The sequence below is a fragment of the Streptomyces morookaense genome (genome assembly GCF_013030945.1).
In the GTDB taxonomy this organism is placed as follows: Bacteria; Actinomycetota; Actinomycetes; order Streptomycetales; family Streptomycetaceae; genus Streptomyces; species Streptomyces morookaensis.
This window is the reverse complement of sequence record NZ_JABBXF010000035.1, coordinates 116,447-128,208: the sequence shown is the minus strand read 5'-3', so window position 1 is coordinate 128,208 and position 11,762 is coordinate 116,447. Positions and strand designations below refer to the sequence as shown.

Here is an 11,762-nt window from a genome sequence, read left to right as displayed (position 1 = left end):
CCACCGAGGACGAGTCGGGGACGACTCACATCCTCAACATGATCGACACCCCGGGCCACGTCGACTTCACCTACGAGGTCTCCCGCTCCCTCGCCGCGTGCGAGGGCTGCATCCTCCTGGTGGACGCCGCCCAGGGCATCGAGGCCCAGACCCTCGCCAACCTCTACCTGGCGATGGAGAACGACCTCACGATCATCCCGGTCCTCAACAAGATCGACCTCCCGGCCGCCCAGCCCGAGAAGTTCGCCGCCGAGCTGGCGAACCTCGTCGGCTGCGACCCGTCCGACGTCCTCAAGGTCTCCGCCAAGACCGGCGTCGGCGTCCCGGAGCTGCTGGACCGCGTCGTGCGCGACGTCCCGGCCCCGGTCGGCGTCAAGGACGCCCCCGCCCGCGCGATGATCTTCGACTCGGTCTACGACGCCTACCGCGGCGTGGTGACCTATGTGAAGGTCGTCGACGGCACGCTGAGCAAGCGCGAGCGCATCAAGATGATGTCCACCGGTGCGGCCCACGAGCTCCTGGAGATCGGCACCAACTCGCCCGAGATGCTCCCGGCCGACGGCCTGTCCGTCGGCGAGGTGGGCTACCTGATCACCGGTGTGAAGGACGTCCGCCAGTCCAAGGTCGGCGACACCATCACCCAGTTCCACGGCGGGGCCACCGATGCGCTCGGCGGCTACAAGGACCCCAAGCCGATGGTGTTCTCCGGCCTCTACCCGCTGGACGGCTCGGACTACCCGGAGCTCCGCGAGGCCCTGGACAAGCTGCAGCTCAACGATGCCGCCCTGGTCTACGAGCCGGAGACCTCCGCGGCGCTCGGCTTCGGTTTCCGCGTCGGCTTCCTGGGCCTGCTGCACCTGGAGGTCATCCGCGAGCGCCTGGAGCGCGAGTTCGGCCTCGACCTGATCGCCACCGCGCCGAACGTGATCTACCGCGTCGTCATGGAGGACGGCACCGAGACCGAGGTCACCAACCCGAGCGAGTTCCCCATCGGCAAGATCGCCGAGGTGTACGAGCCGGTCGTGCGGGCCACGATCCTGGCGCCCAGCGAGTTCATCGGCGCGATCATGGAGCTGTGCCAGACCCGCCGCGGCATCATGCTGGGCATGGACTACCTCTCCGAGGACCGTGTCGAGATCCGCTACACGCTGCCCCTCGCCGAGGTCGTCTTCGACTTCTTCGACCAGCTGAAGTCCAAGACCCGCGGCTACGCCTCGCTGGACTACGAGCCCACCGGCGAGCAGATGTCCGATCTTGTCAAGGTCGACATCCTGCTGCACGGCGACAAGGTCGACGCGTTCTCCGCGATCACGCACAAGGACAAGGCGTACGCCTACGGCGTGCGACTGGTCGCCAAGCTGCGCGAGCTCATCCCGCGGCAGAACTTCGAGGTGCCGATCCAGGCCGCGATCGGCTCCCGGGTCATCGCCCGTGAGACGGTCCGCGCGATCCGCAAGGACGTCCTCGCCAAGTGCTACGGCGGTGACATCTCCCGTAAGCGGAAGCTGCTGGAGAAGCAGAAGGAAGGCAAGAAGCGGATGAAGATGGTCGGCAGCGTGGAGGTCCCGCAGGAGGCCTTCATCGCGGTGCTGTCCACCGACGACAGCGGCGGCGAGAAGGGCAAGAAGTAACGCCCGGCTGCTCCGCACGGCATGTGCCCGTCCCGTATCGGGGCGGGCATTTGCCGTATTCAGGGACATCCGTCCCGCCGGTCACAGCTTCAACAAGGCTTTCTTCGGCTCTTACGCCATGGGCCCAACGGCTCTAGTCTGATCACTGTTTGGAAGGTTACTCGCGAGTCACCAGCAACGAGGCGGGACCCCGGAGGATGCCGTGACGGAGACACAGACGTTGATCGAGAACCGGCCGCCCTCCGTGGCGTCGCTGTTCCTCGAACGGGTCGCTGCCACACCGGATGCGGAGGCCTACCGCCACCCGGTGCCCGCCCCCTCCGGCCAGGGTCCCGACGACTGGGCCTCGCTCACCTGGCGCAAGGCCGCCGACCGGGTCTTCGCGGCCGCCGCCGGCCTGATCACCCTCGGGGTGCAGCCCGAGCAGCGGGTCGCCCTCGCCTCCTCCACCCGGGTCGAGTGGATCCTCGCCGACCTCGGCATCATGTGCGCGGGCGCCGCCACCACGCCCGTCTACCCGAGCACCAACGCCGAGGAGTCGGCGTACATGCTCGCCGACTCCGAGAGCCGGGTCCTCGTCGCCGAGGACGCCGCCCAGCTCGCCAAGGCCCGCCGGCACCGCGCCGAACTCCCCGCGCTCGCCCATGTCGTGGTGATCGACGACACCGAGGTCACGGCCGACGAGGACGACCCCGAGGACTGGGTCCTCACCCTCGCCGAACTGGAGCGCCGCGGCGCCGAGTACCTCAAGGCCCACCCCGACGCCGTCACCGACCGGATCGCCGCGCTGCGCCCCGAGCAGCTCGCCACCCTGATCTACACCTCCGGCACCACCGGCCGCCCCAAGGGCGTACGGCTGCGGCACGACGCCTGGTCCTATATGTCCCGCGCCATCGAGGCCACCCAGCTGGTGCACCCCGACGACGTGCAGTACCTGTGGCTCCCGCTCGCACACGTCTTCGGCAAGGTGCTCACCACCGGCCAGATCAGCGTCGGGCACGTCACCGCCGTCGACGGCCGCGTCGACAAGATCATCGAGAACCTGCCCGTCGTCCGGCCCACCTACATGGCAGCCGTGCCGCGCATCTTCGAGAAGGTCTACAACGGCGTCGCCGCCAAGGCCCGCGCGGGCGGCGGCGCCCAGTACAAGATCTTCCGCTGGGCCGCGGACACCGCCCGCGAGTACGCCAAGGTGCAGCAGGACAACTTCCGCCGCACCGGCAGCAAGGCCGTGCCCTTCGGCCTCGCCGCCCGGCACCGGATCGCCGACGCCCTCGTCTACACCAAGATCCGCGCGGCCTTCGGCGGCCGGCTGCGCGCCTGCATCTCCGGCGCCTCCGCCCTCGCCCCCGACATCGGCTACTTCTTCGCCGGCGCCGGTATCCACATCCTGGAGGGCTACGGCCTCACCGAGACCAGCGCCGCCAGCTTCGTCAACCCCGGCGAGGCCTACCGCACCGGCACCGTCGGCAAGCCGCTGCCCGGCACCGAGGTCCGTATCGCCGACGACGGGGAGATCCTGCTCCGCAGCCCCGGCGTGATGGAGGCCTACCACGGGCAGCCCGAGCGGACGGCCGAAGTCCTGGAGCCGGACGGCTGGTTCCACACCGGCGACATCGGCGAGCTCTCCCCGGACGGCTACCTGCGGATCACCGACCGCAAGAAGGACCTGATCAAAACCTCGGGCGGCAAGTACATCGCGCCCGCCGAGATCGAGGGCCGGTTCAAGGCGGTGTGCCCGTTCGTCTCCAACATCCTCGTCCACGGCGCCGACCGGAACTACTGCACCGCCCTCATCGCCCTCGACGAGCCCGCCATCCTGGGCTGGGCCAAGGAACACGGCCTCGACGGCCGCCCCTACGCGGAGGTGGTCGCCGCCAAGGAGACCGAGGAGCTCGTCGACAGCTATGTGCGCCGCCTCAACGAGGGGCTCCAGCGCTGGCAGACGATCAAGAAGTTCCGGCTGCTGCCGCGGGACCTGGACGTCGAGCACGGCGAGCTCACGCCGAGCCTGAAACTGAAGCGGCCGGTCGTCGAGCGCGCGTACAAGAACCTCATCGAGGAGATGTACGAGGGCGCCCGCGAGCAGTGAGCAGGGGCCCGGCGCCGGATGCCGGACAATGGGGGCATGCCTTCCGTACTGCCTGACGGCGAACCCATGCCCGCGGACGGGGCGCTGCCCCGCCACGCCCTCGACGGCGCCGGGCAGCGGCCGCTCGGGTTCTACCTGCACGTCCCCTACTGCGCCACGCGCTGCGGGTACTGCGACTTCAACACCTACACCGCGAGCGAGCTGCGCGGCTCCGGCGGCGCCCTGGCCTCCCGCGACAACTACGCGGACACGCTGGCCGAGGAGATCCGCCTGGCCCGGAAGGTGCTGGGCGACGACCCGCGCCCGGTCGAGACGGTCTTCGTGGGCGGCGGCACACCCACGCTGCTGCCCGCCGCCGACCTCGGCCGGATGCTGGCCGCGATCCGCGACGAGTTCGGGCTGGCGGACGGTGCCGAGGTCACCACGGAGGCCAACCCGGAGTCCGTCGACCCGCGCTACCTGGAGGAGCTGCGGGCCGCCGGCTTCAACCGGGTCTCCTTCGGCATGCAGAGCGCCCGGCAGCACGTCCTCAAGGTCCTCGACCGTACGCACACGCCGGGCCGCCCCGAGGCATGCGTGGCCGAGGCGCGCGCGGCGGGCTTCGAGCACGTCAACCTCGACCTGATCTACGGCACGCCGGGGGAGAGCGACGACGACTGGCGGGCCTCCCTGGACGCGGTCGTCGGCGCCGGCCCCGACCACGTCTCGGCCTACGCCCTGATCGTCGAGGAGGGCACCCAGCTCGCGCGCCGCATCCGGCGCGGCGAGGTGCCGATGACGGACGACGACGTGCACGCCGACCGCTACCTGATCGCCGAGGACAAGCTGTCCGCGGCGGGCTTCGCCTGGTACGAGGTCTCGAACTGGGCCACGAGCGAGGCCGGCCGCTGCCGGCACAACGAGCTGTACTGGCGCGGCGCGGACTGGTGGGGCGCGGGCCCGGGTGCCCACTCGCACGTGGGCGGGGTGCGGTGGTGGAACGTCAAGCATCCCGGCGCATATGCGCAGGCCCTGAGCGAGGGCCGCTCCCCGGGGGCGGGTCGCGAGGTCCTGCCGGAGGAGGACCGGCGGGTGGAGCGGATCCTGCTGGAGCTGCGGCTGGTGGACGGGTGCCCGCTGTCGCTGCTGCGACCGGCGGGCCTCGCGGCGGCGGGCAGGGCCTTGGCGGACGGGCTGCTGGAGCCCGGCCCGTACGAGGCCGGGCGTGCCGTCCTCACGCTGCGGGGGCGGTTGCTGGCCGACGCGGTGGTGCGGGACCTGGTGGACTAGGGCGCCCCTGGCGCCCCGTAACCTGGCGCCCCTTACGGGGCGCCAACAGGGCGCCTACTCCGGCGCCGTCACGAAATCGATCAATTCCTCGACCCGCCCCAACAGTTCCGGCTCCAGATCCTTGTAACTGCGCACCGCGCCAAGGATCCGCTGCCAAGCGGCCCCCGTGTTCTCCGGCCACCCCAGCTGTCGGCAGACGCCCGTCTTCCAGTCCTCCCCGCGCGGTACGCGCGGCCACCCAGCGATGCCCACCGACGCCGGCTTCACCGCCTCCCACACGTCCACGTACGGGTGGCCCACCACCAGGACGTGGTCCCCCGTCACCTCCGCCGCGATGCGGGACTCCTTCGTGCCCGGCACCAGGTGGTCCACCAGGACACCCAGGCGCGCGTCCGGGCCCGGGGCGAACGACCGGACGATGGACGGGAGATCGTCGATGCCCTCCAGGTATTCGACGACCACGCCCTCGATCCGCAGGTCGTCGCCCCACACCCGTTCCACGAGTTCCGCGTCGTGCCGGCCCTCCACGTAGATGCGGCCCGCCCGGGCGACCCGGGCCCGGGCGCTGGGGACGGCGATCGAGCCGGAGGCGGTGCGGGCCGGGCCGCGCGGGGCGGCGGGGGCCGGCGGCACGAGCGTCACGACCCGCCCCTCCAGCAGGAAGCCGCGCGGTTCCATCGGGAACACGCGATGCTTCCCGAACCGGTCCTCCAGGGTCACCGTCCGGCCCTGTGCCGTCTTCTCGCAGCGGATCACCGCCCCGCAGAAGCCCGTTGTGACCTCTTCCACAACGAGGTCCGGCTCGGCCGGCACCTCCGGCGCGGGCGCCGTCCGCTTCCAGGGCGGGGTCAGATCAGGGCTGTAGCGCTTCATGCGGGCCATTGTGGTTCATGATCACCGCCTCGCTCATGCGACACCGAACCGCGCCGCCAGCTCGTCACGTTGCCTCCGCACGAACCCCGCATCCACCACGGCCCCGTGCCCGGGCACGTAGAGCGCGTCCTCCCCGCCGAGCGCCAGCAGCCGGTCCAGGGCCGCCGGCCACGCGTGCGGCAGGGCGTCGCGGCCCGCCTGCGGCTCGCCCGACTCCTCGACCAGGTCGCCGCAGAAGACGATGTCCGGGGCACCGTCCCGGCCGACCGCCAGGACGGCCAGGTCGTGGGCGGTGTGCCCGGGGCCGACGTTGGCCAGCAGGACCTGCTGACCGGCCCCGTCGCCGTCCAGGTCGAGGGCGATGTCGCCGGAGACCGGGTGGTGGGGGAGGACGAGCAGGTCGGCGGCCTCGGCCGCCTCCGCCGGGTCCACCCCGTGCCGCACCGCGGTGTCCCGCATCGCGTCCCGCTCGCGCAGCATCAGGTCGTCGAGGCCCACGGCCCCGTACACCTGCACGTCCGGGAACGCCGCCGTGCCCAGCACATGATCGAAATGCGGATGCGTGAGCGCGATGTGCGTCACGGGCAGGCCGAAGAGTTCCGTCACCTCCTGCCGGATCTCCGCCCCCGCGCGCACGGTGGCCCCGGTGTCGACGACGAGCACGCCCGTACGGCCCGCGATCGCCCCGATCGTCTCGTCCCAGCCCGGCATTCTGCGGCGGGCGACGCCCGGCGCGAGCCGTTCCCAGTGCGCCTCCGCGGCGCTCGTTTCCCCTCGGGTTCCCATGCGGCGACGGTAGCCGCAGCGCGGTACGGTTGCCCGGCCTGCGGGTGCGCGGCGGGGACTGCCCTTGCCCCGGCCGTGGTGCCCGGCCGTACACTGGCTGAAGGGATCTGGCACTCGTGACCATGGAGTGCCAAGGGAACGGGCTCCACGAGCCCCCCGTGTTCCCCGCAGAACCCGCAAGACGGCTGGACCACTGACTGGAGGTGCGCGCGGTGCTGAGCGAACGAAGGCTTGAGGTGCTGCGCGCCATCGTCCAGGACTATGTGGGCACCGAGGAGCCCGTGGGCTCCAAGGCCCTCACCGAGCGCCACCGGCTGGGGGTCTCCCCGGCCACCGTGCGCAACGACATGGCCGCCCTGGAGGACGAGGGCTTCATCGCCCAGCCCCACACCAGCGCCGGCCGGATCCCCACCGACAAGGGCTACCGCCTCTTCGTCGACAAGCTCGCGGGCGTCAAGCCCCTGTCGGCGGCCGAGCGGCGCGCCATCCAGAACTTCCTGGACGGCGCCGTCGATCTCGACGACGTCGTGGCCCGCACGGTGCGGCTGCTGGCGCAGCTGACCCGGCAGGTCGCGGTGGTGCAGTACCCCTCGCTGACCCGTTCGACCGTGCGGCACGTGGAGCTGCTCTCGCTCGCTCCCGCCCGCATCATGCTCGTGCTCATCACGGACACCGGGCGCGTCGAGCAGCGCATGGTCGACTGCCCTGCGCCGTTCGGCGAGACCTCGCTGGCGGATCTGCGGGCGCGGCTCAACAGCCGGGTCGTGGGGCGGCGGTTCACCGATGTGCCGTCGCTGGTGCAGGACCTCCCCGAGTCCTTCGAGCAGGACGACCGCGGAACCGTTTCCACGGTGCTCGCGACCCTGCTGGAGACCCTCGTCGAGGAGACCGAGGAACGGCTGATGATCGGCGGCACCGCCAATCTCACTCGTTTCGGTCATGACTTCCCGCTGACGATCCGGCCCGTGCTGGAGGCGTTGGAGGAGCAGGTCGTCCTGCTCAAGCTGCTCGGCGAGGCCAAGGACTCGCGGATGACCGTGCGCATCGGTCATGAGAATGCCCACGAGGGGCTGAACTCCACATCGGTGGTCGCCGTCGGCTACGGTTCGGGCGACGAGGCAGTCGCCAAACTCGGCGTGGTCGGACCGACCCGCATGGACTACCCCGGAACGATGGGAGCGGTACGCGCAGTGGCACGTTACGTCGGACAGATCCTGGCGGAGTCGTAAGTGGCCACGGACTACTACGCGGTCCTGGGCGTCCGCCGCGACGCCTCGCCGGACGAGATCAAGAAGGCCTTCCGCCGCCTCGCGCGCGAGCTGCATCCGGACGTCAATCCGGACCCGAAGACGCAGGAGCGGTTCAAGGAGATCAACGCCGCCTACGAGGTGCTGTCGGACCCGCAGAAGAAGCAGGTCTACGACCTCGGCGGGGACCCGCTGTCCTCCTCGGGCGGTGCGGGTGCGGCCGGCGGCTTCGGCGCCGGTTTCGGCAATTTCTCGGACATCATGGACGCCTTCTTCGGCCAGGCGTCGCAGCGCGGGCCCCGCTCGCGGACGCGGCGCGGCCAGGACGCCATGATCCGTATCGAGGTCGACCTCAACGAGGCCGCCTTCGGCACGACCAAGGAGATCCAGGTCGACACGGCCGTCGTCTGCACCACGTGCAGCGGCGAGGGCGCGGCCCCCGGCACGTCCGCCCAGACCTGTGACATGTGCCGCGGCCGCGGCGAGGTCTCCCAGGTCACGCGGTCCTTCCTGGGCCAGGTCATGACCTCCCGCCCCTGCCCCCAGTGCCAGGGCTTCGGGACGGTCGTCCCCACGCCCTGCCCGGAGTGCGCGGGCGACGGCCGCGTGCGGTCGCGCCGCACGCTCACGGTCAAGATCCCGGCCGGTGTGGACAACGGCACCCGTATCCAGCTCGCGGGCGAGGGCGAGGTCGGCCCGGGCGGCGGTCCGGCGGGCGACCTCTACGTGGAGATCCACGAGAAGCCGCACGCGGTGTTCCAGCGCCGCGGCGACGACCTGCACTGCACGGTCACCATCCCGATGACGGCGGCGGCGCTCGGCACCAAGGTGCCGCTGGAGACGCTGGACGGCGTCGAGGAGATCGACATCCGGCCCGGTACCCAGTCCGGCCAGTCGATCCCGCTGCACCAGCGCGGCGTCACGCACCTGCGCGGCGGCGGCCGGGGCGACCTGGTCGTGCACGTCGAGGTCCAGACGCCCTCGAAGCTGGACCCGCAGCAGGAGGACCTGCTGCGGCAGCTGGCGAAGCTGCGCGGCGAGGAGCGCCCGATGGGCGAGTTCAAGCCGGGCCAGCAGGGGCTGTTCTCGCGGCTGAAGGATGCGTTCAACGGCCGCTAGGCCGTTCCCGGTCGCCGGGCGGACGGGCAGAATCCGGCCCGTCCGGCGATCGGGAGCCTGTGCAACGATGTCGGCATGGCTCCCCTGAGCGACCTGTTCCTGCACCCCGTCGTGCAGGCCCCCATGGCCGGTGGCGCGAGCCGCCCTGCGCTGGCCGCCGCCGTCTCCGGGGCCGGCGGCCTCGGTTTCCTGGCCGCCGGGTACAAGACCCCGGCCGCCATGTACGAGGAGATCAAGCAGCTCCGCGCGCTCACCTCCCGCCCCTTCGGCGTCAACCTGTTCCTGCCGCAGCCCCCCGCCGCCGACCCGGCCGCGGTCGAGGTCTACGCCGAGCAGCTGGCCGCCGAGGCCACCTGGTACGACACCCCGCTCGGCGAGTGGGACCGGGACGCCGACGACGCGTACGAGGCCAAGCTGGCCATCCTCCTCGACGACCCCGTCCCGGTCGTCTCCTTCACCTTCGGCTGCCCGTCCCCCGAGGCCCTCGCGGCCCTGGCCGCGGCCGGCACCCGCACCGTCGTCACCGTGACCTCGCCCGCCGAGGCGGAGGCGGCACAGCAGGCCGGTGCGGACGCCGTGTGCGCCCAGGGCGTCGAGGCCGGCGGCCACCAGGGCACCCACCACGACGACCCGCATGCGGACGGGGCCGGCGCGGGCATCGGTCTGCTGTCCCTGCTGGCGCAGCTGCGCGAGACGGTACGGATCCCGGTGATCGCCGCGGGCGGGCTGATGCGCGGCGCCGACATCGCCGCCGTCCTCACCGCGGGCGCCTGCGCCGCCCAGCTCGGCACGGCCTTCCTCGCCTGCCCCGAGTCCGGTGCGCACCCGCTGCACAAACAGGCCCTCACCGACCCGCTGTTCGTCCGCACCGAGCTCACCCGGGCCTTCTCCGGGCGCCCGGCCCGCGGCCTGGTGAACAGGTTCGTGCGGGAGCACGGCCCGTACGCCCCGGCCGCCTACCCGCAGGTGCACTTCCTGACCGCCCCGCTGCGCAGGGCGGCCGCCGAGGCCGGCGACCCGCAGGCCCTCGGTCTGTGGGCGGGCCAGGGGCACCGGCTGGCCCGTGAACTTCCGGCGGCGGAGCTCGTGGAGCTGCTGGCCGCCGAACTCGGCGCGGCAGGCGCGCCGTTGAACCGAGGGAGCAAGTAGAACGATGACAGCGCCGGTCTTTCTGGTCGAGGAGGACGCCCTCACGGGTGTCTTCCCCGGTACGGTCTTCCCGCTCGACGGCCCCGAGGGCCGGCATGCGGTCTCCGTGCGCCGGCTGCGGGTGGGCGAGGAGATCGTCCTGACGGACGGCGCGGGCACGGGCGTGCACGGCACCGTCGCGGCCGTCGAGGGCAAGGACCACCTCGATGTGGCCGTCACCTCGGTGCGTTCCGAGCCGCTGCCGCGGCCGTCGATCACCGTCGTCCAGGCCCTGCCCAAGGGCGACCGCGGTGAACTCGCCGTCGAGACCATGACGGAGACCGGCGTCGACGCCATCGTGCCCTGGGCCGCGGCGCGTTGCGTCACGCAGTGGAAGGGCGAGCGCGCCGCGAAGTCGCTCGGCAAGTGGCGCTCGACGGCCCGCGAGGCGGGCAAGCAGTCGCGCCGCCTGCGCTTCCCCACGGTGGCCGGGCAGATGACGACCAAGCAGGTCGCGACGCTGCTGTCGGAGGCCGATTTCGCGGCCGTCCTGCACGAGGAGGGCAGCACCCCGCTGGCCACCGCCGAACTCCCGGAGACCGGCAGCATCGTGCTGGTCGTCGGCCCCGAGGGCGGCGTCTCCCCGGAGGAGCTCGCCGCCTTCGCCGAGGCGGGCGCCCACCCGTACCGGCTGGGCCCGAGCGTGCTGCGCACGTCCACGGCGGGCACGGCCGCGGCGGCCCTGCTGCTGGGGCGGACGGGGCGCTGGAGCTAGGGGACGCGTGTGCAGCTGGAAGCGCGGGACTACGAGCGGATACTCGACCTCGCCGTGGCCGTCCTGGAGAACGGCGACACCGACACCTCCTGGCACCTGATCACCGCCCACCTGCTGGAGGCGTTCGACTGTCACTCGGCGACGTACACGGCGGGCAATGTCGCCGACGGCACCGGGCAGGCGGAGGGCTGGGCGCCCGAGCGGCTCAGCGCGCACGTCGGCGACCTCGTGCAGCGGCGGATCCGGCAGCGTCACCCGCTGTTCTTCTACACGAGCCCGCTGGAGCTCCGGCCCCCGGTCAACGTCAGTGAGATCTGCGCCCGTTGGCGGCACACGGAGTGGTACAGCGAGGCGCGCCGCGACTTCGGCGCCGCCTATCAGATGGGCCTGCCGCTGCCCGGGGAGCGCGGCATCCTGCGCAACATCGTGCTGGGCCGCGACGCGGACTTCACGGCACGCGAACTGGCCCTGGCCGCCCGGCTGCAGCCGCTCCTGGTCGGCGTCGCCAACCATGTCAGGGAACTGCGCCGCCTGCGCGGGGGGTCCCTGCCGGGCGCCGTGCCGGCGGGGCATGGCCTGACGCCGCGCGAACTGACCGTGCTGGGGCTGCTGTCGGAGGGGCTGACGACGGGGGCGATGGCGCGGCGGCTGGGGATTTCGCCGCATACGGTGAATCGGCATCTGGAGAAGGTGTACCGGAAGTTGGGGACCGACAACCGGGTGTCGACGGTGCGGGTCGCCCGGCGGGCGGGGCTCGTGCCGTGACACGGTGCCGGGCGCCCCGTAAGGGGCGCGGGGAACTGCGCGATCAGCCACGGCGCGCCTGCAGTTGACGTGCTCGG

General features: G+C 72.1%; 10 protein-coding genes. 8 read left to right on the top strand and 2 right to left on the bottom strand.

Annotated elements, in window-relative coordinates; all coding sequences use genetic code 11:
* The 3 genes from lepA to hemW form a co-directional block, all read left to right on the top strand.
* A partial coding sequence (lepA, locus tag HG542_RS17135) for a translation elongation factor 4 (RefSeq protein WP_171082328.1) occupies window positions 1-1,631 on the top strand: 1,631 nt, incomplete at its 5' end.
* 202 nt (window positions 1,632-1,833) lie between these two features.
* Window positions 1,834-3,723 carry an AMP-dependent synthetase/ligase gene (locus HG542_RS17130; RefSeq protein ID WP_171082326.1) on the top strand — a complete coding sequence of 630 codons (1,890 nt, stop codon included), beginning with the start codon at window positions 1,834-1,836 and terminating at the stop codon, window positions 3,721-3,723.
* A 36-nt stretch (window positions 3,724-3,759) separates the two neighbouring features.
* The gene (gene hemW, locus HG542_RS17125) at window positions 3,760-4,992 is read left to right on the top strand and encodes a radical SAM family heme chaperone HemW (RefSeq protein WP_171082325.1); all 1,233 of its coding nucleotides are present in this window, start codon (window positions 3,760-3,762) and stop codon (window positions 4,990-4,992) included.
* A 54-nt stretch (window positions 4,993-5,046) separates the two neighbouring features.
* Here hemW and HG542_RS17120 read toward each other — a convergent pair whose 3' ends face one another.
* On the bottom strand, window positions 5,047-5,865 hold the full coding sequence (locus HG542_RS17120) for a DUF3097 domain-containing protein (protein WP_171082322.1): 819 nt from the start codon (window positions 5,863-5,865) through the stop codon (window positions 5,047-5,049).
* Window positions 5,866-5,898: 33 nt separating this feature from the next.
* On the bottom strand, window positions 5,899-6,651 hold the full coding sequence (locus HG542_RS17115; protein ID WP_171082320.1) for an MBL fold metallo-hydrolase: 753 nt from the start codon (window positions 6,649-6,651) through the stop codon (window positions 5,899-5,901).
* A gap of 212 nt (window positions 6,652-6,863) precedes the next feature.
* Here HG542_RS17115 and hrcA point away from each other — a divergent pair, with 212 nt between their 5' ends.
* The 5 genes from hrcA to HG542_RS17090 all read left to right on the top strand — a co-directional run bounded on the left by hrcA (window position 6,864) and on the right by HG542_RS17090 (window position 11,685).
* Complete coding sequence (gene hrcA / locus HG542_RS17110) at window positions 6,864-7,880, top strand: heat-inducible transcriptional repressor HrcA (protein WP_171082318.1); 1,017 nt, start codon at window positions 6,864-6,866, stop codon at window positions 7,878-7,880.
* Window positions 7,881-9,017, top strand: coding sequence for a molecular chaperone DnaJ (gene dnaJ / locus HG542_RS17105; protein ID WP_171082316.1), 1,137 nt, complete (start codon window positions 7,881-7,883; stop codon window positions 9,015-9,017). It abuts the gene before it with no gap.
* A 75-nt stretch (window positions 9,018-9,092) separates the two neighbouring features.
* A complete protein-coding gene (locus HG542_RS17100; protein ID WP_171082314.1) occupies window positions 9,093-10,166 on the top strand; it encodes a nitronate monooxygenase in 1,074 nt (357 codons plus the stop codon).
* Window positions 10,167-10,170: 4 nt separating this feature from the next.
* On the top strand, window positions 10,171-10,920 hold the full coding sequence (locus HG542_RS17095) for a 16S rRNA (uracil(1498)-N(3))-methyltransferase (protein ID WP_171082312.1): 750 nt from the start codon (window positions 10,171-10,173) through the stop codon (window positions 10,918-10,920).
* A 9-nt stretch (window positions 10,921-10,929) separates the two neighbouring features.
* Window positions 10,930-11,685, top strand: a complete 756-nt coding sequence (locus HG542_RS17090; RefSeq protein WP_171082310.1) for a response regulator transcription factor — start codon at window positions 10,930-10,932, stop codon at window positions 11,683-11,685.
* Window positions 11,686-11,762 lie beyond the last annotated feature (77 nt).

Coding starts and splice junctions, on each gene's coding strand:
- hemW (WP_171082325.1), top strand. CDS start 3,760: ATGCCTTCCGTACTGCCTGACGGCGAACCCATGCCCGCGGACGGGGCG.
- HG542_RS17120 (WP_171082322.1), bottom strand. CDS start 5,865: ATGAAGCGCTACAGCCCTGATCTGACCCCGCCCTGGAAGCGGACGGCG.
- HG542_RS17115 (WP_171082320.1), bottom strand. CDS start 6,651: ATGGGAACCCGAGGGGAAACGAGCGCCGCGGAGGCGCACTGGGAACGG.
- HG542_RS17100 (WP_171082314.1), top strand. CDS start 9,093: ATGGCTCCCCTGAGCGACCTGTTCCTGCACCCCGTCGTGCAGGCCCCC.
- HG542_RS17095 (WP_171082312.1), top strand. CDS start 10,171: ATGACAGCGCCGGTCTTTCTGGTCGAGGAGGACGCCCTCACGGGTGTC.